Raw genomic sequence first — 23,006 nt, forward strand, 5'->3', positions numbered from 1 at the left:
GGCGGCAGGAAACGCACCTTCACCACAGGCCCGGCGGCCGGTACCCGCCGGGCCTGTGGTGTGTTCCGCGCCACCCACGGATCCGCCGTACCGGCCGGACCGTGTCCGGGGCGGTGAGGCAGCATGGGGTGCGTACGTCACGAGGCCGCACGCGAGTGCGCGGAGAACACGAGTGCGGGGAGACGCAGTGGACAAGCCGAGGGTCGTCCTGGGGGTCAGCGGCGGCATCGCCGCGTACAAGGCGTGCGAGCTGCTGCGCAGGCTGACCGAGTCCGGCCACGACGTACGGGTCGTCCCGACCGACGCGTCGCTGAACTTCGTCGGGGCCGCCACCTGGTCCGCCCTCTCCGGGAACCCCGTGTCGACCGAGGTCTGGGAGAGCGTGCACGAGGTGCCGCACGTCCGGATCGGGCAGGGCGCCGACCTCGTCGTGGTGGCCCCCGCCACCGCCGACATGCTCGCCAAGGCCGCCCACGGCCTCGCCGACGACCTCCTCACCAACACCCTGCTCACCGCGCGCTGTCCGGTCGTCTTCGCGCCCGCGATGCACACCGAGATGTGGGAGCACCCCGCCACCCAGGAGAACGTCGCCACCCTGCGCCGCCGCGGCGCCGTCGTCATCGAGCCCGCCGTCGGCCGGCTCACCGGCGTGGACACGGGCAAGGGCCGGCTGCCGGACCCGGGGGAGATCTTCGAGGTCTGCCGGCGCGTCCTGGCCCGGGGCGCCGGCGCCCCCGACCTCGCGGGCCGGCACGTGGTGATCAGCGCGGGCGGCACGCGTGAGCCGCTCGACCCGGTGCGCTACCTGGGCAACCGCTCCTCCGGCAAGCAGGGCTACGCCCTGGCCCGCACCGCCGTCGCCCGCGGCGCCCGGGTCACGCTGATCGAGGCGAACACCGGGCTGCCCGACCCCGCGGGCGCCGACGTCGTGCGCGCCGGCACCGCCGTACAGCTGCGCGAGGCCGTGCTGAAAGCGGCGGCAGACGCCGACGTGGTGGTGATGGCAGCGGCCGTCGCCGACTTCCGGCCCGCCGCCTACGCGACCGGGAAGATCAAGAAGAAGGACGGTCAGGAGCCGGCCCCGATCACGCTCGTCCGCAATCCGGACATCCTCGCCGAGGTCGCCGCCGACCGTGCCCGGGAGGGACAGCTCGTGGTCGGATTCGCCGCGGAGACCGACGACGTCCTCCGCAACGGCCGCGAGAAGCTCCGCCGCAAGGGCTGCGACCTCCTCGTCGTGAACGAGGTGGGGGAGCGCAAGACCTTCGGGTCGGAGGAGAACGAAGCGGTCGTGCTCGGCGCCGACGGCGGCGAGACCCCCGTGCCGTACGGGCCGAAGGAAGCGCTTGCCGACACGGTTTGGGACCTGGTGGCCGCGCGTTTCGACTAGATTGCACACACGCCGTCCCGGCGTGAGGAATCTCATGACATTCGGCCATATCTCGTACCCGGAAGGAGGGATTGTCGTACCGCCGTCAACAGTGCCGCAGGTCACAGACCTCCCAAGGGGCGAGACACGTGCCCCAATCACCGGAAGCGACCGATAAACTGGTCGACGGAATGTGCCGGGCGCAGCTCCCGGAGTTCCGACAATGATCAGCCAGCAGCCGCTGCAACCCCAGGGAGCGATGTGTCCCGCCGTCTCTTCACCTCGGAGTCCGTTACCGAGGGCCACCCCGACAAGATCGCTGACCAGATCAGCGACACGATTCTCGACGCCCTCCTGCGCGAGGACCCCTCCTCGCGCGTCGCCGTCGAGACCTTGATCACCACCGGTCTGGTGCATGTCGCGGGTGAGGTCACGACCAAGGCCTACGCCGACATCCCCAACCTCGTGCGCAACAAGGTGCTGGAGATCGGCTACGACTCCTCCAAGAAGGGCTTCGACGGAGCCTCCTGCGGCGTCTCGGTGTCCATCGGGGCGCAGTCCCCGGACATCGCCCAGGGTGTCGACACCGCGTACGAGAAGCGGGTCGAGGGCGACGAGGACGAGCTCGACAAGCAGGGCGCGGGCGACCAGGGGCTGATGTTCGGCTACGCCTGCGACGAGACGCCCGAGCTGATGCCTCTGCCGATCCACCTCGCGCACCGGCTCTCGCGCCGGCTCTCCGAGGTCCGCAAGAACGGGACCATCCCGTACCTGCGCCCCGACGGCAAGACCCAGGTCACCATCGAGTACGACGGCGACAAGGCCGTCCGCCTCGACACGGTCGTCGTCTCCTCGCAGCACGCCTCGGACATCGACCTGGACTCGCTGCTCGCGCCCGACATCCGCGAGTTCGTCGTCGAGCACGTCCTCAACCAGCTCGTCGAGGACGGCATCAAGCTGGACACCGAGGGCTACCGCCTCCTGGTCAACCCGACCGGCCGCTTCGAGATCGGCGGCCCGATGGGCGACGCGGGCCTCACCGGCCGCAAGATCATCATCGACACCTACGGCGGCATGGCCCGCCACGGCGGCGGCGCGTTCTCCGGCAAGGACCCGTCCAAGGTCGACCGCTCGGCCGCGTACGCCATGCGCTGGGTCGCCAAGAACGTCGTCGCGGCCGGGCTCGCCACCCGCTGCGAGGTCCAGGTCGCCTACGCGATCGGCAAGGCCGAGCCGGTGGGCCTGTTCGTCGAGACCTTCGGCACCGCCGCGGTCGACACGGAGAAGATCGAGCACGCGATCGGTGAGGTCTTCGACCTCCGCCCGGCCGCGATCATCCGCGACCTCGACCTGCTCCGCCCGATCTACGCCCAGACCGCGGCGTACGGGCACTTCGGCCGCGAGCTCCCCGACTTCACCTGGGAGCGCACCGACCGCGTGGACGCGCTGCGCCAGGCGGCGGGGATCTAGCACCGCTCGCCGTTCCGCACGACGGGGCCCGGACACCGCACGAGGTGTCCGGGCCCCCGCGCGTGCGGCCTTTTCCGGGCCGCCGGGGCGTGTCAGTGGTGTCTGGTAGGAATGTGGCTGTGAGCAGCGACGACGAGCGGTCCGACGATCCCGGGTCCGGGGCACCGGAGCAGCTTGCGCTCATCCGGGAGACGGTGCGCCGGGCCAAGGTGCCGCGTGCCAAGCCGCGGACCTGGCGGGGCGCCCCGCTCGCCGAGAAGCTCCCGGTCGCCCGCGTTCTGGTGAACAAGGGCGCACTCCACCTCGACCAGTACTTCGACTACGCCGTCCCCGAGGAGCTCGACGCGGACGCACAGCCCGGTGTCCGGGTGAGGGTGCGGTTCGGGGCCGGAGGACGTCAGGTCCGCGGCGGGCGGCGCGAGGGCGGCGGGCTGATCGACGGCTTCCTGATCGAGCGGCGGGCCTCGTCGGACTACCAGGGGGCCCTGGCGGCCCTCGCCTACGTCGTCTCGCCGGAGCCGGTGCTCGGACCGGAGCTGCTCGAGCTCTCGCGCGCCGTCGCCGACCGTTACGCCGGAAGCCTCGCGGACGTGCTGCAGCTCGCGGTGCCGCCGCGGAACGGCCGCGCCGAGTCCAAGCCCTCGTCGGCCCCCCTGCCGCCGCCTCCCGTCCCGTCGCCCGGCACCTGGGAGCGGTACACCCAGGGCCCGGGATTCCTGCGGGCGCTGGCCGAGGGCGGGGCGCCCCGGGCCGTCTGGTCCGCGCTCCCCGGACCGCACTGGCCCGAGGAGATCGCCCGCGCGATGGCCGCCACCCTGGCCTCGGGGCGGGGCGCGCTCGTCGTCGTACCGGACGGGCGGAGCGCCGGGCGGGTGGACGCCGCGCTCACCGCGGTGCTGGGGGAGGGGCGCCACGCGCTGCTGACCGCCGACTCCGGACCGGAGAAGCGCTACCGGCAGTGGCTGGCCGTCCGGCGCGGCTCCGTGCGCGCGGTGGTCGGGACCAGGGCCGCGATGTTCGCCCCGGTCGCCGACCTGGGCCTGGTGGCCCTCTGGGACGACGGAGACTCCAGCCACAGCGACGACAACGCCCCCTTCGCGCACGTCAGGGAGGTCCTGGAGCTGCGGGCGGCGCACGGCCGCTGCGCGTTCCTGCTCGGTGGCACGAGCTGCACGGTGGAGGCCGCCCAGCTGGTCGAGAGCGGCTGGGCCCTGCCCCTGCGCGCGGACCGGGACCAGCTGCGGGCCGCGGCGCCCCTCGTGCGCACCGTCGGCGACGGGGAGCTCGCGCGGGACGGCGCCGCCCGCTCCGCGCGGCTGCCCAGCCTGGCCTGGCAGACCGTACGGGACGGCCTGCGCAGCGGCCCCGTGCTCGTCCAGGTGCCGCGCCGGGGCTACGCGCCCAGGCTGGCCTGCGAGCGCTGCCGCCAACCCGCCCGGTGCAGGCACTGCGCGGGCCCGCTCCAGGCACCCGACCAGCAGGATCTCAACTGCGCCTGGTGCGGGCGGGCCGAGACGGCCTGGAGCTGCGCCGCCTGCGGCGGCGTCCGGCTGCGGGCGCAGATCGTCGGCGCCCGCAGGACCGCCGAGGAGCTGGGGCGGGCGTTTCCCGCCGTCCCGGTGCGGACGTCCGGGCGGGACCATGTGCTGGACTCCGTGCCCGGTCAGCCCGCCCTGGTGGTCAGCACCCCCGGGGCGGAGCCGGTGGCCGAGGGCGGCTACGCGGCGGCGCTGCTGCTGGACGGCTGGGCGATGGTCGGCCGGCCCGACCTGCGGGCGGGCGAGGAGGCCCTGCGGCGCTGGACGGCCGCCGCCGCGCTGGTCCGGGGGCAGCCGGAGGGCGGCACGGTGGTGATCGTGGCCGAGCCGACCCTGCGGCCCGTGCAGGCCCTGGTCCGCTGGGACCCGGTCGGTCACGCCCGGCGCGAGCTCGCCGAACGCGCCGAGCTCGGATTCCCGCCGGTGTCCCGGATGGCCTCGGTGACCGGCCCGCCGGAGGCGGTGGCCGCCTACCTCGCCGGAGCGGACCTGCCGCCCGAGGCGGAGGTGCTCGGCCCGGTCCCCGTGCCCGCCGCCACCCCCGGCAGGCCCCGCCGACAGGGGGACGCACCCACCGGCGAGACCTGGGACCGGGCGCTGGTCCGGGTCCCGCCGGGGCGGGGAGCCGCGCTGGCGACCGCCCTGAAGACGGCGCTGGCGGCGCGGACGGCCAAGGGCACCGGAGATCCCGTACGGATCAGGATCGATCCGCCGGACATCGGCTGAGGCGGCCGGGACGGGGCGGAGGTGCCGCCCACCTTCTGAGCCGTCCGTCAGCCGTTGCGCGGTCCGGGGAAGGCGCCGGGGCGGTCCGACGGCTGCGGCGGCATGGAGCGGGCCGGGGGCACGGTCGGCAGCACGGAGGAGGAGCCCGGCGTCGCGGGCACCGCACGGGTCGCGTTCTCGGAGGCGGCCTCCGCCGACCCGGGCTGCGGGGTCGCGCGGCGTGCGCCGTAACGCCGGTGCACCGCCTGCTTCGTGACCCCGAGGGCGGAACCCACCGCGTCCCACGAGAAACCCAGCGAGCGGTCGAAGTCCACCGCCGCGGTGACCAGCGTCTCGACGCTGTCCCGCAGTTCCTGGGCGAGCCGGACCGTCGGGGCCGGCGCCCGGCCGTAGACGACGAAGCCCGCGGACGGGCCGGAGCGGCGCGGACGGTAGACGTTGCCCAGCTGCGCAGTGAGGGTACGCAGCGCGTCCACCTGCCGCCGGACCCGCTCGATGTCCCGCACCAACAGGTGCAGACTGGCACGCGCTTGGGCGTCGTGGGTTGCGTGGTCGGCCATGAACAAGCCTCTCGAACCGGCGTTGAAAGGGATCGGGCCGCGCGGCGGCGGCCCACTTCGGTCAATCTCACTTGACCAACGCGTCACCCGGCCATGTGGTCACGCAATAGGGGCGTATGTGCATATGCGCGGGGCGCGCGGACCTGCGTACGCCCCCCGCCGTACGGCCCGGGGAGGCCGGGCGGGACCACGGGGTGACCCCCTAGACTGGTGTGCTGCTCGCCACGTACGTTCCGGCCCGAGAGGCAGTCCGCCACCCATGAAGCTCGTCTTCGCAGGCACCCCCGAGGTCGCCGTCCCCGCCCTGGACGCCCTGATCGCCTCCGACCGCCACGAGGTGGCCGCCGTGGTGACCCGCCCCGACGCTCCGGCCGGGCGGGGCCGCCGGCTGGTCGCCAGCCCCGTCGCGGAACGCGCCGAGGAAGCGGGCATCGAGGTGCTCAAGCCCGCCAGGCCGCGCGACGAGGACTTCCTGGCGCGGCTGCGGGAGATCGCACCGGACTGCTGCCCCGTCGTCGCGTACGGCGCGCTGCTGCCCAAGAGCGCGCTCGACGTGCCGGCCAGGGGCTGGGTCAACCTGCACTTCTCGCTGCTGCCCGCCTGGCGCGGGGCCGCCCCCGTGCAGCACTCGGTGATGGCCGGCGACGAGGTCACCGGCGCGTCGACCTTCCTGATCGAGGAGGGGCTGGACTCCGGACCGGTCTACGGCGTCCTGACCGAGGAGGTCCGGCCCACCGACACCAGTGGAGACCTGCTCACCCGGCTGGCCTTCGCAGGCGCGGGGCTGCTGGCGGCGACCATGGACGGCATCGAGGACGGCACCCTGCACGCCGTCCCGCAGCCCGCCGAGGGCGTCACCCTCGCACCCAAGATCACCGTCGAGGACGCCCAGGTGCGGTGGTCCGCCCCAGCGCTCAGGGTCGACCGTGTCGTGCGCGGCTGCACCCCCGCGCCGGGGGCATGGACCCTCTTCCGCGGGGAGCGCCTCAAGCTGGTCCAGGCGGCGCCCGTCCTGGACCGTACCGATCTCGCCCCCGGCGAGCTCTCCGCGGGCAAGAACAACGTGTACGTGGGCACCGGCTCGCACGCCGTGGAGCTCCTCTGGGTCCAGCCGCAGGGCAAGAAGCCGATGCGGGCCGCCGACTGGGCCCGCGGCGTGCGCATCGCCCACGGGGAGCTCCTGGGGCTCTGAGGCCCCGGGGCAGGGGGCGGGCCCGGCGACGTACGCTGGACGGGTTCGTCCCCTCACCCTCAGCGGAGCACCTTTCACGTGAACGACCAGCAGCGTCGCCGTCCTTCCACACCGCACCGGCGTCCCAAGAAGGACCCGGTCCGGTTCCTCGCCTTCGAGGTCCTCAGGGCCGTCGACGAGCGCGACGCCTACGCCAACCTCGTCCTCCCCCCGCTGCTGAAGAAGGCGCGCGCCAAGGGCGACTTCGAGGGCCGGGACGCGGCGCTGGCGACCGAGCTGGTCTACGGGACGCTGCGCCGGCAGGGCACCTACGACGCGATCGTCGCCGCCTGCATCGACCGGCCGCTGCGCGAGGTCGACCCGCCCGTGCTCGATGTGCTCAACATGGGCGTCCACCAGCTGCTCGGCACCCGCATCCCCACCCACGCGGCCGTCTCCGCCAGTGTGGAGCTGGCGCGGGTGGTGCTGGGCGAGGGCCGCGCCAAGTTCGTCAACGCCGTGCTGCGCAAGGTCTCCGCGCACGACCTCGACGGGTGGGTGGAGCGCGTCGCGCCCGCGTACGACGAGGACGCCGAGGAACACCTCTCCGTCGTCCACTCGCATCCCCGGTGGATCGTCTCCGCCCTCTGGGACGCCCTGGGCGGCGGCCGCGCCGGGATCGAGGACCTGCTGGAGGCCGACAACGAGCGGCCCGAGGTGACCCTGGCCGCCCGTCCCGGCCGCTCCACCACCGAGGAGCTGCTGGACGCCCTCGGCGAGGAGAGCGGTCTCCCCGGCCGCTGGTCGCCGTACGCCGTGCGGATGGCCGAGGGCGGCGAGCCCGGCGCCCTGGCCGCCGTACGGGACGGCAGCGCCGGTGTGCAGGACGAGGGCAGCCAGCTCGTCGCCGCCGCCCTGGCCAACGCCCCCGTCGAGGGCGACGACACCCGGTGGCTGGACGGCTGCGCCGGACCGGGCGGCAAGGCCGCGCTGCTGGCCGCGCTCGCCGCCGGACGCGGCGCCACCCTCCTCGCCGCCGAGAAGCAGCCGCACCGCGCCCGGCTCGTCGAGCGCTCACTGGCCGGCAACCCCGGGCCGTACCAGGTGATCACCGCCGACGGCACCCGGCCGCCGTGGCGGCCCGGCTCCTTCGACCGGGTCCTCATGGACGTCCCCTGCTCCGGCCTCGGCGCGCTGCGCAGGCGTCCGGAGTCCCGCTGGCGGCGCCGCGCGGAGGACCTGGAGGGCTTCGCCCCCCTGCAGCGCGGTCTGCTGCGTGAGGCGCTGAAGGCCGTACGGGTCGGCGGGGTCGTCGGTTACGCGACCTGCTCACCGCACCTCGCGGAGACCAGGGTCGTCGTCGAGGACGTGCTCAAGGGGCGCGGCGGGGAACCGTTCGAGGCGGAGTGGGTCGACGCGCGGCCGCTGCTGCCCGGAGTCCCCGCCCTGGGCGACGGGCCCGACATCCAGCTGTGGCCGCACCTGCACGGCACCGACGCGATGTACCTCGCGCTGCTGCGCCGTACGGGCTGAGCCGGGGGCGTACCCGCGCGGCCGCCGGACGTCAGCAGGGGCGGTCGCCCGCGACGGCGACACGTTCGGCCACCCTGCGGTGCGGGGCGTAGTCGTTCACCGCGTAGTGCTGCGTCGCCCGGTTGTCCCAGAACGCGACGTCCCCCGCTCGCCAGGTGAAGCGCACCTGGTACTCGGGCACGTGCGCCTGCTGGAACAGCAGCCGCAGCATCCGGTCGCTCTCCTCCCGGTCCCAGCCCACGATCCGGGTGGTGAACGAGGTGTTGACGAAGAGCATCCGGCGCCCGGTGGCGGGGTGCGTGCGCACCACGGGGTGTTCGACCGGCGGGAAGCGGTCCTGGAAGCGGACCAGCCGCTCCTCGGGGGTGAACCGCGCGAATCCCGGCACGAAGTCGTGCTCCGCCCTCGCCCCTTCCAGCCGGGCCTTCACCTCCGGCGGAAGGTTGTCGTACGCGGCGGCCATGTCGGCCCACATCGTGTCTCCGCCGTACGGAGGCACCTCGCGCAGGTGGAGGACCGCGCCGAGCGCGGGCCGCTCGCGGAACGTCACATCGGTGTGCCAGACGTTCTCGAAGCTCGGCACGGACGAGCGGTCGAAGCGCGCCACCTCCGGGTCGTCGCCGGCCGCCAGCAGCGGATTGGTCTCCAGCTCGCCCCAGTTGCGGGCGAAGGCCCGCTGCTCGGCCGAGCTGGGGTGCTGTCCGCGGAAGAAGAGCACCTTCCACTCCAGCAGCGCCCGGTCGAGCTCCGCCCGTACGGCGGGCGTGAGCGGACGGGTCAGGTCGACACCGCCGATCTCCGCCCCGATCACCGCGCCGAGCGGAACGAGGTCGAACAGCGTGTAGGGCCGGTCGGGCTGCCCCGGCGCCAGCCTGCGCAGCTCGCGGGGCCCTTCGTGGAGCCCGTCCGGAGGCAGCCGGGAGGTGCGCAGCGCGGGGACCGGACCGATGGAAGTGGTGAGGGACATGGGGGCTCCTGTCTGCGTGGGGTGGTGCGGGGCCGCCTGCCGGGGCGGGCGCCCCGGCGGTTCAGCGGGCCGCGTCGCGTACCTCCGCTCCGATCCCGGCGCGCGGCGCGGCGTACTCGGGCAGCCCCCGCAGTCCGTCCGGGTCGTCATCTCCCGTACGGGGCAGGGGAATCGGGATGTCCAGGGCGACCGTACCCGGCCCGGCGCCCACGACGACGACTCGGGTACCGAGGAAGACGGCCCCGCGGCGACGGGGGAGGGGACCGAAGGGCCGGTGCGCCGTGCACGGACGGAGACGTCCGGTCCGGCTCACGGACAGGGTTCCGAGGGATGAATCCGGCTCACTTGAGGGGCGGGCGGACGACGCCGCACAGTCCTGGAAGCGCTCGGCGCTGCCGGGCCAGGCTCAACAGGAGCAGCTGGTCACACGGCAGAGATCGATGCTGAGGCGCTCCGTCAGGAACTGGTCGCTGATCACGGGGATTTTCTAACACAGCCGCATGGCGTGCACCAGGGGCTGTCCGCCGGGTTCGCCGGGCCCTCGGGTACGCCGAAAAGCCGCGAATGCGCGAACCGTGATGATCCCGTGAGGCTTTGAGGCGCACCGAGGCGGGGAAGTGTCGCCGGGCATGGCAGGCTTGGGTACATGGCCCAGATCAACCCCAGCATCCTGTCCGCCGACTTCGCCCGTCTCGCCGAGGAGGCGAAGGCCGTGGAAGGCGCCGACTGGCTCCATGTAGATGTCATGGACAACCATTTCGTGCCCAACCTGACCCTCGGCGTGCCCATCGTGGAGGCGCTGAGCAAGGCGACGGACACCCCGCTGGACTGCCATCTGATGATCGAGAACGCGGACCGGTGGGCTCCGCAGTACGTCGAGGCGGGTGCGGGCTCGGTCACCTTCCACGCGGAGGCCGCGGCGGCGCCCGTGAGGCTGGCCCGGGAGATCAGGGCCAAGGGCGCCCGCGCCTCCATGGCGCTCAAGCCGGCGACCCCCATCGAGCCGTACGAGGACCTGCTCCCCGAGCTCGACATGCTGCTGATCATGACGGTGGAGCCCGGCTTCGGAGGCCAGGCGTTCCTGGACATCATGCTGCCGAAGATCCGCCGTACGCGTGAGCTGATCTCCAAGCACGGCCTGGAGCTGTGGCTCCAGGTCGACGGCGGGGTCTCGGCCACCACCATCGAGCGGTGCGCAGAGGCCGGCGCGGACGTGTTCGTCGCCGGCTCGGCGGTGTACGGGGCCGAGGACCCGGCCGAGGCGGTGCGGGCGCTGCGCGCGCAGGCGGACACGGTCACGGCTTCCGCGCCCTGGGCATGCGGCCACTGAACCAACCTCGGATGAACGCGGCCCGACGGGTCTGACCAGGGATCGCCGCATCTGACAGGATGAACGGCGTATCAGCGTGTGAACAGCAGTGAGGAGATCGCGGTGTCTGGCATCTCGGCGGGTCGGTCAGCCATGCGGATGGGACCCGCGGAGCTGGTGCAGGCGGCGGCCATGGCCCGCCGGTTCTATCTCGAGGGAAAGTCGAAGATCCAGATCGCCGAGGAGTTCGGCGTCAGCCGCTTCAAGGTGGCCCGGGTCCTGGAGACAGCCCTCGAGCGTGATCTCGTACGGATCGAGATCCGGGTACCGGCGGAGCTGGACGCGGAACGCTCCGACGCGCTCCGGGCCCGCTACGGCCTGCGGCACGCCGTCGTGGTCGAGTCTCCCGCGGAGGAGCAGGACGACGCCGCCGACCCGGAGAATCTGGGTGAGGTGGCGGCCGAGCTGCTCGGCGAGCTGGTGAACGAGGGCGATGTGCTGGGCCTCGCCTGGGGCCGCTCCACCATCCACATGGCGGCGGCCCTCGACCGGCTTCCCCCGTGCACGGTCGTGCAGCTGACCGGTGTCTACGACGCGGGTACGGCCGAGCGCGGCTCGGTCGAGGCGGTCCGCCGCGCCGCGCAGGTCTCCGGCGGCGAGGCGCACCCGATCTACGCCCCGATGCTGCTGCCCGATCCGGCGACGGCGGCCGCGCTGCGCCACCAGACGGGTATCGCCCGCGCCTTCGAGTACTTCGACAAGGTGACGGTCGCGGCGGTCTCCATCGGTTCCTGGGAGCCGGGCATCTCCACCGTCCACGACATGCTCTCGGACGAGGAGCGGGCCCACTACGCCTCGCTCGGTGTGGCGGCGGAGATGTCCGCCCACCTCTTCGACGCGAACGGGCGCCGGGTCGGCCGGGACCTCGGCGAGCGGTGTATCACCGTGGAGGCCGACCGGCTGCGCCGGATCCCCGAGGTGGTGGCCATCGCCGGAGGACAGCGGAAGGCGGCGGCGATCGGCGCGGTGCTGCGCTCGGGGCTGGTCACCAGTCTCGTCACGGACACCGCCGCGGCCGACTACCTCCTGACGGAGTTCGCCGCGGGTCAGCGCCCGGCGCTGGAGCGGGCCGACCCCGACGACTGACCGAGGACATGGCGGAGGCCGGGCACCACACGGTGCCCGGCCTCCGCCATGTCCGGCTTCAGCCGTTGCCGCCCGCGCCCAGCCGCGCGTGGTCCGGGCTCACGCCGAGCACGGACTCCTCCAGATAGGCCCCGGGCTCCGCGTACTGGCTGACGTCCGCCGGGTTGTAGCGGGGGGTCTGCCGTGACCAGTCCAGGTTTCCGCGCATCCAGCTCCGCATCCCGTCGAGATACGGCACGAGCAGGCCCGCCAGCTCCGGGTACAGGCCCAGCAGCTCCGCCTCCGCGTCGAGGAAGCGTCTCGTCTCGTCGGCGATCTCCGCGCACACGTGCTCCAGCGCCTGGCGCTCACCGTAGCCGCGGTGGTGCCGGACCAGATGGACGAGATTGTGGATCTCGCCCAGCACCTGCTCCTTCTCGTAGGAGTAGACGTCGTTCGCCCAGCACACGACGTTGCAGGCGGCTTCGAGCGCCGTGATGAACCGGGCGTCGTTGTGGACCGACTCGGGCGCCCCGATGCCGGCCACGATCTCTATCAGGTCCATGCACACATGGATGGCCCCGGTGTGCCGGCGCTTGGCGATGTACGTCGCCTCGGACGGCACGACCCCGTCGGCGCGGTTCCCCGCCTCCCAGGTGGTGGCGGTCGTCAGATACGTCATGAGGTGCCAGGTGAAGCGGGCGCGCCAGTGCGGGGCGGCTCTCGGGATCGTACGTTCCCACAGGTCGGCCAGGGCGACGAGCGCGGCGGGGGCCTCCTCGTCCGGCAGGGGCCCGGAAGCCCCGCCCTCGATCACGGCGCGCATCCGCTCCACCACGTCGCGTACGCGGTCGGGGCTGCGGCCCAGGTGCCCGTCGTCCAGCTGGTCGTCGACGAGGAAGAGCCAGACGAACCAGTCGGCGACCAGGTCGAGGTGCTCGCTGTCGGCCGTCGGGTGGACCATGCCCACGAAGGCGCCGAAGTCGGCCTGCTCGAAGCGCTTCCTGGCCGATTCCCGGTGCACCAGACCGGTGCGCCGGGTCCAGGCGTCGAGGTGCTCACGGGTGTGTGCCACGTGCGGATTGCTCCGCTGAGGGAACGGGCAGTAGATGTCGGGCAGTTCGCTCTCCACAGGCGGATCCCCATCCTCTCCGGCCAAACGCGTGACAGGTTTTCCGGGTTCGTGAGCGGCGTCGCGCTTACCGCATGGACCTGCGGATTTGAAGCTACCTGACCCCTCGTCACCCGGTCCAGGGATAGTGATCACGAAGGTGCGAATCCCGTTCGGGTAGGGTCCATGGGTAAGGCAGGTTCCACTTGCCCGGCCCCCGGGCCTCCTCCTTGGAGGAACTGACGAACGCGGGGGTCCATTGCTGTGTCTTCGTGGAAACGACCTGCACCGTTTCGTATGAAAAAATGGGTGTTATGCGTTTTCTTGAGCCCGGAACCGGTCGCTACACGACCTCTCCCTCGGTCCCCTACGACCTCACGTACGACGATGTCTTCATGGTCCCCGGCCGCTCCGCGGTCGGTTCCCGGCAGGCGGTGGACCTCTCGTCGCCGGACGGCAGTGGCACCACCATCCCGCTCGTCGTCGCGAACATGACCGCCATCGCGGGCCGCCGGATGGCCGAAACCATCGCCCGTCGCGGTGGTCTGGTCGTGATCCCGCAGGACATCCCGATCGAGGTCGTCACCGAGGTCATCGGCTGGGTCAAGAAGCGCCACCTCGTGCTCGACACACCCATCGTGCTGGCCCCCGGCCAGACCGTCGCCGACGCGCTGTCCCTCCTGCACAAGCGGGCCCACGGAGCCGGCGTCGTCGTCGACGCCGAGAACCGTCCGGTCGGAGTCGTCACCGACCACGACCTGACCGGCGTGGACCGCTTCACCCAGCTCTCCGAGGTCATGTCCAGGGACCTGGTGGTGCTCGACGCGGACATCGATCCGCGCGAGGCCTTCAACAAGCTCGACGGCGCCAACCGCAAGCTCGCTCCGGCGGTCGACGCGGACGGCCGGCTCGTCGGCATCCTCACCCGCAAGGCCGCGCTGCGCGCGACGCTCTACACCCCCGCGACGGACGCGGACGGCAAGCTGCGGATCGCGGCGGCCGTCGGCATCAACGGCGACGTGGCGGGCAAGGCCAAGCAGCTCCTGGACGCCGGTGTCGACACCCTCGTCGTGGACACCGCCCACGGCCACCAGGAATCCATGATCAGCGCGGTCGCCGCGGTCCGGGCGCTCGACCCGGCCGTGCCGATCGTCGCGGGCAACGTCGTGGCCGCCGAGGGCGTGCGTGACCTGATCGAGGCCGGTGCCGACATCATCAAGGTCGGTGTGGGCCCCGGCGCGATGTGCACCACCCGCATGATGACCGGCGTCGGCCGGCCGCAGTTCTCCGCCGTGCTGGAGTGCGCCGCCGAGGCGAAGAAGCACGGCAAGCACGTCTGGGCCGACGGAGGCGTCCGGCACCCGCGCGACGTGGCGATGGCTCTGGCCGCCGGCGCGTCCAACGTGATGATCGGTTCCTGGTTCGCCGGGACGTACGAGTCGCCCGGCGACCTCCAGCAGTCCGCCGACGGGCGGTACTACAAGGAGTCGTTCGGGATGGCCTCGGCGCGCGCGGTCAGGAACCGCACCTCGGAGGAGTCCGCCTACGACCGGGCCCGCAAGGGACTGTTCGAGGAGGGCATCTCCACCTCGCGGATGTTCCTCGACCCCACCCGCCCCGGTGTGGAGGACCTGATCGACTCGATCATCGCGGGTGTCCGTTCGTCCTGCACCTACGCGGGGGCGTCCTCGCTCGAGGAGTTCGCCGAGAAGGCGATCGTGGGTGTGCAGAGCGCCGCGGGCTACGCGGAGGGCAAGCCGCTCCACGCCAGCTGGAGCTGATCCCGGCCGCCTCGGCGGTCCTGTCGCACGAGTGCCCCTTCCCGCCGTACGCGCGGGGAGGGGCACTTCTCGCATGTACGGCACTTCTCGCACGTACGCCGAGGTCCCGACTGCTCCCTCAGGAGAGCACTCCCGTCTCCCCTCCAACTTGGTTGAAGCATAAGTAATATGAGCCGCAATCAGCTGCCCGCCCCTCTGCGGTAAAGGGATTCCATGAGCTCCTTCTTCACCGACCTGGCCCAGCAGTACATCGACGGCGAGTGGAGGCCGGGGAAGGGGTCCTGGGACATCATCGACTTCAACCCGTACAGCGGGGAGAAGCTCGCCTCGGTCACCGTCGCGACGGCCGGCGAGGTCGACCAGGCCTACCGCGCCGCCGAGCGGGCCCAGCCGGAGTGGGCCGAGACCAACCCCTACGCCCGGCGGGCGGTGCTGGAGAAGGCGCTGCGGGTCGTCGAGGAGCGCGAGGCCGAGATCAGCGAGGCGATCGTCGCGGAGCTCGGGGGCACCCGGCTGAAGGCGGGCTTCGAGCTGCATCTGGCCAAGGAGTTCCTGCGCGAGGCGGTCCAGCTCGCGCTGCGGTCCACCGGACAGATACTCCCCTCGCCGACCGAGGGCAAGGAGAACCGCGTCTACCGGCTGCCGGTCGGAGTCGTGGGTGTCATCAGCCCCTTCAACTTCCCCTTCCTGCTGTCGCTCAAGTCGGTCGCGCCCGCGCTGGCCCTCGGCAACGCCGTGGTCCTCAAGCCGCACCAGAACACCCCGGTCTGCGGCGGCACACTGATCGCCAAGGTGTTCGAGGAGGCGGGGCTGCCCGCCGGACTGCTGAACGTCGTGGTCACCGACATCGCCGAGATCGGCGACGCCCTGCTGGAGCACCCCGTCCCGCAGGTCATCTCCTTCACCGGCTCGGACAGGATCGGCCGCCACGTCGCCACGGTCTGCGCGGCCAACCTCAAGCGCGCGGTGCTCGAACTCGGCGGCAACAGCGCGCTGATCGTCCTGGACGACGCCGATGTGGACTACGCCGTGGACGCGGCCGTCTTCAGCCGTTACGTCCACCAGGGCCAGGTCTGCATGGCGGCCAACCGCATCCTGGTGGACCGCTCGGTGGAGCAGGAGTTCACCGAGAAGTTCGTCGCCAAGGTCGCCTCCCTCCGCGTCGGCGACCCGGCCGACCCCGCGACCCACATCGGCCCGCTGATCAGCTCCTCGCAGGCCGACGCCGTGTCCAGGCTCGTCGACGAGACCGTGGCGGCGGGCGCCACGGCACTGCTGCACGGCCGGACCGAGGGCAATGTGGTGAGCCCGTCCGTCCTGACCGGCCTCGCCGCCGATTCCCCCGTCCTGCAGCAGGAGATATTCGGCCCGGTGGCCCTGCTCGTCCCCTTCGACGGGGAGGACGAGGCCGTACGGATCGCCAACGACACCCCGTACGGGCTGAGCGGCGCGGTCCACACCGGCAACATCGAGCGCGGCGTACGGGTGGGGCAGCGGATCCGCACCGGCATGATCCACATCAACGACGGCACCGTCCACGACGAGCCCATCGTCCCCTTCGGCGGGGAGAAGAACTCCGGCCTCGGGCGGCTGAACGGCGAGTCCATGCTCGAGGCGTTCACCACGCAGAAGTGGATCTCGGTCCAGCACGGCCGCTCGGAATTCCCCTTCTGACCGGCGGTTCCCCGCGGTGAGCGCACCCCTGGCGGGGCGCGCGTGGTCTACTTCGGGGGCGGCCGAAGACCCCGGCCGTCCCCGAAACCTTCCGCCGCAGAGAAGTGATCCACCCGAAGTGCGCCTGAACGACCTCGACGAACGCATCGTCCACGCCCTCGCCGAGGACGCCCGCCGCTCCTACGCGGACATCGGCGCCCTCATCGGCCTCTCAGCACCCGCGGTGAAGCGCCGCGTGGACCGGCTGCGCGCCGAAGGGGCCATCACGGGCTTCACCGTGCGCGTCGACCCGGCGGCGCTCGGCTGGGAGACCGAGGGGTTCATCGAGATCTACTGCAGCCGCAACACAGCCCCCGAGGCGATCAAGCGTGGCCTCTCCGCCTATCCGGAGATCGCGTCCGCGTCCACGGTGACGGGCGACGCCGACGCGGTCGTGCAGGTCTTCGCCGCCGACATGCGCCACTTCGAGCAGGTGCTGGAGCGGATCGCGGGCGAGCCCTACGTCGAGCGGACCAAGTCGGTCCTCGTGCTCTCGCCGCTGCTGCGGCGGTACTCCTCCTCAGGCCCGCCGGCCTGACCTCGTACGGGCGTCGCGGGAGCCGGGCCCCAGGCCTGCGGGCGGGTGCGGGGGAGACCGAGATCACTCGTCCGGCCTGCGAGGACGCCCCCACGCAACACATCACCGCATCGGATGCTTTCCGCGCAACGGATCGACGGTACACGCGCAACAAACGCGCCTTGTCGGCCGTGATCCCCGCGCCGTACCTTCAATACGTACCCCCACCCCGCCCGCCCCGCCCGAGGTCAGCCATGCCGCCGTTGCGTACCGCCCTGCTCCAGAGCTCCGGACGAGCCGGCTCCGTGGACGACAACCTCGCGGCGCTCGACGAGGCCGCCGCACGGGCCGCCGCCGCGGGTGCCCGGCTGCTGGTCTGCCCGGAGCTGTTCCTCACCGGATACGCCATCGGTGACGCCGTCCCCGAGCTGGCCGAACCCGCGGACGGACCCTCCGCGCGAGCCGTCGCCGGCATCTGCGTACGCCACGGCCTCGCCGTCCACTACGGGTACCCGGAGCGTTCGGGCGAGGCGGTCTTCAACGCGGCACAGCTCATCGGCCCGGACGGCGCGCCGCTCGCCAACTACCGCAAGACCCACCTCTACGGCGGCTTCGAGGAAAAGTGGTTCACCCCCGGCGAGCAGCCGGTGGTGCAGGCCGAGCTGGACGGCGTACGGGTAGGGCTGCTGATCTGCTACGACGTCGAGTTCCCGGAGAACGTGCGCGCGCACGCCCTGGCCGGGACCGAGCTGCTGCTGGTCCCGACCGCGCTGATGCACCCCTTCACGTTCGTCGCCGAATCCGTCGTGCCGGTGCGCGCCTTCGAGAGCCAGCTCTACATCGCGTACGTCAACAGGGCGGGCAGCGAGGGAGAGTTCGACTTCACCGGACTGAGCTGCCTGGCCGGCCCCGACGGCACGGTCCGCGTCCGCGCCGGCCGCGACGAGGAACTCCTCGTCGGTGAGGCCGACCCCGGACTGCTCGCCGGGTCCCGCGCCGCCAACCCGTACATCGAGGACCGGCGGCCGGGCCTGTACGGCTCCCTGGTCTGAGCACCCGCCCCCGTTCCGCGCTTCCCCCCCGCAAGGAGTCCGTACCCCATGACGTCCACGGTGCCCAACGCAGTCCAGCACACCGACGCGCAGCCGCCGATCACGATGTTCGGACCGGACTTCCCGTACGCCTACGACGACTTCCTCGCCCACCCCGCGGGCATCGGCCAGATACCGGCCACCGAGCACGGCACCGAGGTCGCCGTCATCGGCGGGGGGCTCTCCGGCATCATCACCGCGTACGAACTCATGAAGATGGGGCTGAAGCCCGTCGTCTACGAGGCGGACCGCATCGGCGGCCGGCTGCGCACCGTCGGCTTCGACGGGTGCGACCCCTCGCTGACCGCCGAGATGGGCGCCATGCGCTTCCCGCCCTCGTCCACGGCGCTCCAGCACTACATCGACCTGGTGGGGCTGGAGACCGAGCCGTTCCCCAACCCGCTCTCCCCGGCGACCCCCTCGACCGTCGTCGACCTCAAGGGCGAGTCCCACTACGCGCGCACCATCGACGACCTGCCCCAGGTGTACCGCGAGGTGATGGACGCCTGGAACTCCTGCCTGGAGGAGGGCGCGGACTTCTCCGACATGAACCGCGCGATGCGCGAGCGCGACGTACCGCGCATCCGGGAGATCTGGGCGGAGCTCGTCGAGAAGCTCGACGACCAGACCTTCTACGGTTTCCTCTGCGGCTCCGAGGCCTTCGCCTCCTTCCGGCACCGCGAGATCTTCGGGCAGGTCGGCTTCGGCACCGGCGGCTGGGACACCGACTTCCCCAACTCGATCCTGGAGATCCTCCGCGTCGTCTACACCGAGGCCGACGACCACCACCGGGGGATCGTCGGCGGCAGCCAGCAGCTGCCGCTGCGCCTCTGGGAGCGGGAACCGCAGAAGACCGTGCACTGGCCGTCCGGCACGTCGCTGTCCTCCCTGCACGACGGGGAACCGCGCCCGGCCGTGACGCGGCTCGACCGCACCGCGGGCAACCGGATCACGGTCACCGACGCCACCGGTGACATCCGCACCTACCGGGCGGCGGTCTTCACCGGACAGTCCTGGCTGCTGCTCTCCAAGATCGCCTGCGACGACGCGCTCTTCCCGATCGACCACTGGACGGCGATGGAGCGCACCCACTACATGGAGTCGTCCAAGCTGTTCGTGCCCGTCGACCGGCCGTTCTGGCTCGACAAGGACGCGTCGACCGGCCGGGACACGATGTCCATGACGCTCACGGACCGGATGACCCGGGGGACGTACCTCCTGGACGACGGGCCCGACAAGCCGGCCGTCATCTGTCTCTCCTACACGTGGTGCGACGACAGCCTGAAATGGCTGCCGCTCTCCCCGAACGAGCGCATGGACGTCATGCTCAAGTCGCTCGGCGAGATATATCCGGGCGTCGACATCCGCAAGCACGTCATCGGCAACCCGGTCACCGTCTCCTGGGAGAACGAGCCGTACTTCATGGGCGCGTTCAAGGCGAACCTGCCCGGCCACTACCGCTACCAGCGCCGCCTCTTCACCCACTTCATGCAGGACCGGCTGCCCGCCGACAAGCGCGGCCTGTTCCTCGCGGGCGACGACATCTCGTGGACCGCGGGCTGGGCCGAGGGCGCCGTACAGACCGCGCTGAACGCCGTATGGGGCGTGATGGCTCAGTTCGGCGGCGCCACCGACCCGGCGAACCCGGGGCCGGGCGACGTCTTCGACGAGATCGCGCCGGTCGAGCTCCCGGAGGGCTGAGGCGGTCCCGCCGCCTCAGCGGCACGGAGTGAGCAGGAAGCGCCCCACCAGGCCGGCTCCGGCATCCATCCGCGCCCTGAACTCCTCGGCCAGAGGCGGCACTCCACGCAGCTGCCACAGCATCCTTGCCGCCGACCAGGACGCCTCGCGGGCCCGCTCCAGACTCCAGGCCCCGGCCAGGTGGATGAGGGGATCGGCGACCTGCAGCAGATCGGGGCCGGGCATCAGATCCTCGCGGATCTGCTCCTCCAGCAGCACGAGGAGATCGCCCACCCGGTCGAACTCCTCCTTGAGGTCCGGCGGGGAGCAGTCGAGCGTACGGCAGGTGTCCACGACGGCCAGTGCGAGGTCGTGCCCGATGTGCGCGTTGATACCGGCGAGCGCGAACTGCAGCGGACGTACGCCCGGATGGCGGCGGTACTGGAACAGCGGGCGCCAGCACTCGGGCGGACGGTCGCCCGAGACGGCTGTGTCGACCGCCGCCAGATAGTGCTCGGCGAACCGCACGTCCAGTGCGGACACGGCCTCCTGGTCCGTGAACGCGCCGTCCGCGATGTGCCGGCCGACCGCCTCGGTGACCGTCAGATAGACCTGGTTGAAGACCGCCACACCGTCCTCGGGCGGCCAGTCGGAGCGGAACGCACGCATCCGCTCGATCACCGCGCCGACATCGGTCACCGCGCCGGCCGCGCCGGCCGGGATTGCGAACTGCTCGATCCGGTCCATGCGGGCAGCGTCCCAGCCATGGGCTCGCCACGGCGCCGACGGGCCGGAGACTTCATCGGAACGGACGAACACCGGGCGCCGGGGGAGGGGACCGGGGGCGCCGGGTGTACGCGCGGAGGGCAGGACCGAGGTGAGGCGCCCACCCCGTCCGCCTCGCCCTAGGCCTGCGTGACGGCCACCCCGGCCCGGGGCCCCACCGGGCCGTGCCGGCCGGCGGGCTCTCACTCGCCGGGCCGGTACCTCCGCTCCACGTGCCCCTCCAGCTCGTCGGGGTAGAAGTAGACACGCCGCAGGTCGCCGCTCGCATAGCGTTCGACCTGGTCGTCGAAGTGCGGGGAGCCGGGGTGACCGCTCACGCCGCCCGCCGTGACCGCCCAGGCGCGCAGCCGCGGCCCGAACTCCACCACCGCGACGAAGGAGTTGCCGCTGGTGCCGTAGTAGCGCTTCGTACCCGGGTAGGCCTTCGCACCGAACGACGCGAGCGAACCCCAGCGCGAGGAGGCGAAGGGGACCGGAACGCTCGGCTTGTCGTCGTCGAACTCCTGGACGATCGCGCCGTCGTTGCGCTGGTAGCGGTTGATCTCGCCCCACTCCACGTACCGGCTGCCGAAGTCCCGCTCCAGCCGTGCCACCGCCGTGCCGAGTGCCTCGATGCGCTCGGCGTCGGTGGCGCGGTCGGCCATGTAGTCCCACCCCGAGAGTCCGGCGTCCGCGGCCGCCTGCGCGGTCATCGCCCACAGGTCCTCGCCCCAGAACACGGCCACCGACATGGCCGTCGACCGTGCCGACCAGCGACAGTCCCAGTGGCGCAGCAGGGCGATCGGGCCGGAGAGCCGCTTCCTCCGCACGCTGCCACGGGGAAGCCCATCCCACGCGGCGACGAGGCCGGGGAGCAGCCGGGCGAAGGCCGTGAGGTACGGGTCGAAGGCGGCCTCGATCAGCGTCCGTGGGGTGAAGTCCTTGCGCGCGGTGAGGACCCGAATCGCCTGAGGCCCACGCGGATTCTCGCCGGCCTTGTCGAAGTAGCGCGGGTAGTCGGCGGCGTCGGGGCTCTCCTCACCGGCGGCGGTCCAGGGCCAGTTGTTGGTGTTGAAGGCCCAGCCGTTCCTGGGATTCACGGCCTGCGGCATGCTCGCCAGGCTGTGCAGTCCGTTCCAGTCGGTGGCGGGGTCGCTGCCGTCGACGTTCTTGAGGTAGTCGAAGCGGTCGTCGCGCTTCGGCATGAACTGCGGCATCAGAAAGGCGATGTCGCCCCTGGAATCAGCGAAGAGGGTGTTGTTGGAGCTGTTCGCCTTGAGTTCAGCGACCCGGATGTACTCCTCGTAGTTCTTCGTCGTGGTGCGCAGGAAGCTCTGCTTGAGCGCGTCGACGGGCTTGTTCATCAGTGCGCACGCGATCCACTTGCCGTCCTCCTCGCGTACGACAGGGCCGTGGTGGGTGGCGAAGGTGGTGAAGCTCCGCTCCTCCAGGCCGCCGTCCTCGGTGCGGCAGGACAGCGTGACCGTCCTCGTGGTGACGGGGCGCAACTCGTCGCCGTAACGGTAGAAGTACTCCCCGTCCTGCCCGTCCGGCCGGCTCACGATCGTCTCGGCGAAGTTGTCGATGTTGTCGACCCCGGCCGTCGTGTGCATCCAGCCGGTGTCGGCGTTGAAGCCCTGGTAGATGAAGAACTGGCCCCAGGTGGCGGCCCCGTAGACGTCGAGCCCCTGCTTGCTCGTCACATGCTGCTCGGCGCGGAAGAAGAAGCTGGTGTGGGGGTTGATGAGGAGCAGGGCGTGGCCGTCGCGGGTGTGGCTCGGCGCGATGGCCATGCCGTTCGATCCGGTCGGCTCGCGGAACGTCAGGCCGGTCTCGTCGTCGGTCATCGGCACGTCGCGCCCGGCGTAGAAGGCTTCGAGCCGGCTGAGCGGGATCGACTCGATGTCGCCGCCGATGCTGCCCTCCGAGAAGCTCAGCGGCATCCACGGCTCGAAGCGGTCGAGTACGCGTGGGCGTACGTCGGGGTGGGTGGCGAGGTAGTGGTTGAGGCCGTCCGCCCAGGCCTGCATCAAGGTGCGCAGCCAGGTGGGGGACCTGGCGTAGTCCTTCTTCAGCTCCTCGTGGTCGAGATAGAGCCGCTGGCGCAGGTCCTGCCATATCGCGCTCTCGCCCTCGGCCTCGGCGAGCCGGCCGAGGGCTGTCAGGTAATTGGTCTCGACCCGGTTGAAGTCGTCCTCGGCCTGGCTGTACATCATCCCGAACACCGCGTCGGCGTCACTCTCGCCGACCACGTGCGGGACACCCCAGTCGTCGCGGGTGATCGTCACGCGAGCGGCGTGTCGTCGCCGGCGGGCCACGTCCGACGCCGTGTCCGACGCCGCGAGCGCACTGCCGGCCGGCAGCCCCGCCGCGACGACGGCCAGCCCGGCGGCACCGCCCAGGACGCGCCGTCGGCTCAATCCTTCGTGCTGTCCCGGGGTCTGCCCTGTGCTCTGCGCGTCGCTCATCGAATGCTCCCCATCGGCTGTCGCGGCAGGATGCGTGGATTTTGGTGATCATCCACGCGGTCAGTCCTATCCGTGACCTGACGCATTGACAAGATCCCCGCCACGGCCCGAG

18 protein-coding genes and 1 pseudogene are annotated in these 23,006 nt (G+C 71.9%); 12 read left to right on the plus strand and 7 right to left on the minus strand.

The genetic code is table 11. The features are described 5' to 3' along the window. Nucleotides 1–187: 187 nt before the first annotated feature. The 3 genes from coaBC to ACIP63_RS32420 all read left to right on the plus strand — a co-directional run bounded on the left by coaBC (nt 188) and on the right by ACIP63_RS32420 (nt 5,103). Nucleotides 188–1,390 carry a bifunctional phosphopantothenoylcysteine decarboxylase/phosphopantothenate--cysteine ligase CoaBC gene (gene coaBC, locus ACIP63_RS32410; protein ID WP_401522915.1) on the plus strand — a complete coding sequence of 401 codons (1,203 nt, stop codon included), beginning with the start codon at nt 188–190 and terminating at the stop codon, nt 1,388–1,390. 240 nt (nt 1,391–1,630) lie between these two features. Continuing rightward, the gene (gene metK, locus ACIP63_RS32415; RefSeq protein ID WP_401522916.1) at nt 1,631–2,839 is read left to right on the plus strand and encodes a methionine adenosyltransferase; all 1,209 of its coding nucleotides are present in this window, start codon (nt 1,631–1,633) and stop codon (nt 2,837–2,839) included. Nucleotides 2,840–2,958: 119 nt separating this feature from the next. After that, a complete protein-coding gene (locus ACIP63_RS32420; RefSeq protein WP_401522919.1) occupies nt 2,959–5,103 on the plus strand; it encodes a primosomal protein N' in 2,145 nt (714 codons plus the stop codon). A gap of 47 nt (nt 5,104–5,150) precedes the next feature. Here the strand turns inward: ACIP63_RS32420 and ACIP63_RS32425 are convergent, their stop codons facing one another. Next, complete coding sequence (locus ACIP63_RS32425; protein WP_401522922.1) at nt 5,151–5,663, minus strand: hypothetical protein; 513 nt, start codon at nt 5,661–5,663, stop codon at nt 5,151–5,153. Between the two features lie 259 nt (nt 5,664–5,922). Here ACIP63_RS32425 and fmt point away from each other — a divergent pair, with 259 nt between their 5' ends. Further along, nucleotides 5,923–6,855 carry a methionyl-tRNA formyltransferase gene (gene fmt / locus ACIP63_RS32430; RefSeq protein ID WP_401522925.1) on the plus strand — a complete coding sequence of 311 codons (933 nt, stop codon included), beginning with the start codon at nt 5,923–5,925 and terminating at the stop codon, nt 6,853–6,855. A 78-nt stretch (nt 6,856–6,933) separates the two neighbouring features. After that, complete coding sequence (locus ACIP63_RS32435) at nt 6,934–8,367, plus strand: RsmB/NOP family class I SAM-dependent RNA methyltransferase (protein WP_401522927.1); 1,434 nt, start codon at nt 6,934–6,936, stop codon at nt 8,365–8,367. 31 nt (nt 8,368–8,398) lie between these two features. Here ACIP63_RS32435 and ACIP63_RS32440 read toward each other — a convergent pair whose 3' ends face one another. From ACIP63_RS32440 to ACIP63_RS32450, 3 genes and pseudogenes are all read right to left on the minus strand, one after another. Then, the gene (locus ACIP63_RS32440; RefSeq protein ID WP_401522930.1) at nt 8,399–9,334 is read right to left on the minus strand and encodes a TauD/TfdA dioxygenase family protein; all 936 of its coding nucleotides are present in this window, start codon (nt 9,332–9,334) and stop codon (nt 8,399–8,401) included. Nucleotides 9,335–9,395: 61 nt separating this feature from the next. Beyond that, nucleotides 9,396–9,575 (minus strand): annotated as a pseudogene (locus ACIP63_RS32445) (ABC transporter ATP-binding protein); the annotation flags it as partial. 165 nt (nt 9,576–9,740) lie between these two features. Then, the gene (locus tag ACIP63_RS32450) at nt 9,741–9,812 is read right to left on the minus strand and encodes a putative leader peptide (RefSeq protein ID WP_401523167.1); all 72 of its coding nucleotides are present in this window, start codon (nt 9,810–9,812) and stop codon (nt 9,741–9,743) included. 168 nt (nt 9,813–9,980) lie between these two features. Here ACIP63_RS32450 and rpe point away from each other — a divergent pair, with 168 nt between their 5' ends. Next, a complete protein-coding gene (gene rpe / locus ACIP63_RS32455; RefSeq protein WP_362929473.1) occupies nt 9,981–10,664 on the plus strand; it encodes a ribulose-phosphate 3-epimerase in 684 nt (227 codons plus the stop codon). A 138-nt stretch (nt 10,665–10,802) separates the two neighbouring features. After that, nucleotides 10,803–11,789, plus strand: a complete 987-nt coding sequence (locus ACIP63_RS32460; protein ID WP_362929676.1) for a sugar-binding domain-containing protein — start codon at nt 10,803–10,805, stop codon at nt 11,787–11,789. Between the two features lie 58 nt (nt 11,790–11,847). Here ACIP63_RS32460 and ACIP63_RS32465 read toward each other — a convergent pair whose 3' ends face one another. Next, nucleotides 11,848–12,900, minus strand: coding sequence for a terpene cyclase (locus ACIP63_RS32465; RefSeq protein ID WP_401522933.1), 1,053 nt, complete (start codon nt 12,898–12,900; stop codon nt 11,848–11,850). Between the two features lie 293 nt (nt 12,901–13,193). On the opposite strand from ACIP63_RS32465, the gene ACIP63_RS32470 reads away from it, so the two are divergent. From ACIP63_RS32470 to ACIP63_RS32490, 5 genes are all read left to right on the plus strand, one after another. Beyond that, a complete protein-coding gene (locus ACIP63_RS32470; RefSeq protein ID WP_401522935.1) occupies nt 13,194–14,660 on the plus strand; it encodes a GuaB1 family IMP dehydrogenase-related protein in 1,467 nt (488 codons plus the stop codon). A 213-nt stretch (nt 14,661–14,873) separates the two neighbouring features. Further along, nucleotides 14,874–16,334, plus strand: coding sequence for an aldehyde dehydrogenase family protein (locus ACIP63_RS32475; protein WP_401522937.1), 1,461 nt, complete (start codon nt 14,874–14,876; stop codon nt 16,332–16,334). Nucleotides 16,335–16,452: 118 nt separating this feature from the next. Next, nucleotides 16,453–16,911 carry an Lrp/AsnC family transcriptional regulator gene (locus tag ACIP63_RS32480; RefSeq protein WP_104790440.1) on the plus strand — a complete coding sequence of 153 codons (459 nt, stop codon included), beginning with the start codon at nt 16,453–16,455 and terminating at the stop codon, nt 16,909–16,911. A gap of 233 nt (nt 16,912–17,144) precedes the next feature. Next, the gene (locus tag ACIP63_RS32485; RefSeq protein WP_401522940.1) at nt 17,145–17,942 is read left to right on the plus strand and encodes a carbon-nitrogen hydrolase family protein; all 798 of its coding nucleotides are present in this window, start codon (nt 17,145–17,147) and stop codon (nt 17,940–17,942) included. 48 nt (nt 17,943–17,990) lie between these two features. After that, on the plus strand, nt 17,991–19,682 hold the full coding sequence (locus ACIP63_RS32490; RefSeq protein ID WP_401522943.1) for a flavin monoamine oxidase family protein: 1,692 nt from the start codon (nt 17,991–17,993) through the stop codon (nt 19,680–19,682). 15 nt (nt 19,683–19,697) lie between these two features. Here the strand turns inward: ACIP63_RS32490 and ACIP63_RS32495 are convergent, their stop codons facing one another. Beyond that, complete coding sequence (locus tag ACIP63_RS32495; protein ID WP_401522946.1) at nt 19,698–20,408, minus strand: DUF5995 family protein; 711 nt, start codon at nt 20,406–20,408, stop codon at nt 19,698–19,700. 221 nt (nt 20,409–20,629) lie between these two features. Further along, nucleotides 20,630–22,894 carry a penicillin acylase family protein gene (locus ACIP63_RS32500; RefSeq protein ID WP_401522949.1) on the minus strand — a complete coding sequence of 755 codons (2,265 nt, stop codon included), beginning with the start codon at nt 22,892–22,894 and terminating at the stop codon, nt 20,630–20,632. Nucleotides 22,895–23,006: the final 112 nt, after the last annotated feature.

Source organism: Streptomyces sp. NPDC088746 (assembly GCF_044751065.1).
Classification (GTDB): Bacteria; Actinomycetota; Actinomycetes; order Streptomycetales; family Streptomycetaceae; genus Streptomyces.

Coding starts and splice junctions, on each gene's coding strand:
- rpe (WP_362929473.1), top strand. CDS start 9,981: ATGGCCCAGATCAACCCCAGCATCCTGTCCGCCGACTTCGCCCGTCTC.
- ACIP63_RS32425 (WP_401522922.1), bottom strand. CDS start 5,663: ATGGCCGACCACGCAACCCACGACGCCCAAGCGCGTGCCAGTCTGCAC.
- ACIP63_RS32460 (WP_362929676.1), top strand. CDS start 10,803: ATGGGACCCGCGGAGCTGGTGCAGGCGGCGGCCATGGCCCGCCGGTTC.
- ACIP63_RS32475 (WP_401522937.1), top strand. CDS start 14,874: ATGAGCTCCTTCTTCACCGACCTGGCCCAGCAGTACATCGACGGCGAG.
- fmt (WP_401522925.1), top strand. CDS start 5,923: ATGAAGCTCGTCTTCGCAGGCACCCCCGAGGTCGCCGTCCCCGCCCTG.
- ACIP63_RS32485 (WP_401522940.1), top strand. CDS start 17,145: ATGCCGCCGTTGCGTACCGCCCTGCTCCAGAGCTCCGGACGAGCCGGC.
- ACIP63_RS32495 (WP_401522946.1), bottom strand. CDS start 20,408: ATGGACCGGATCGAGCAGTTCGCAATCCCGGCCGGCGCGGCCGGCGCG.
- ACIP63_RS32490 (WP_401522943.1), top strand. CDS start 17,991: ATGACGTCCACGGTGCCCAACGCAGTCCAGCACACCGACGCGCAGCCG.
- ACIP63_RS32470 (WP_401522935.1), top strand. CDS start 13,194: ATGCGTTTTCTTGAGCCCGGAACCGGTCGCTACACGACCTCTCCCTCG.
- ACIP63_RS32500 (WP_401522949.1), bottom strand. CDS start 22,894: ATGAGCGACGCGCAGAGCACAGGGCAGACCCCGGGACAGCACGAAGGA.
- ACIP63_RS32440 (WP_401522930.1), bottom strand. CDS start 9,334: ATGTCCCTCACCACTTCCATCGGTCCGGTCCCCGCGCTGCGCACCTCC.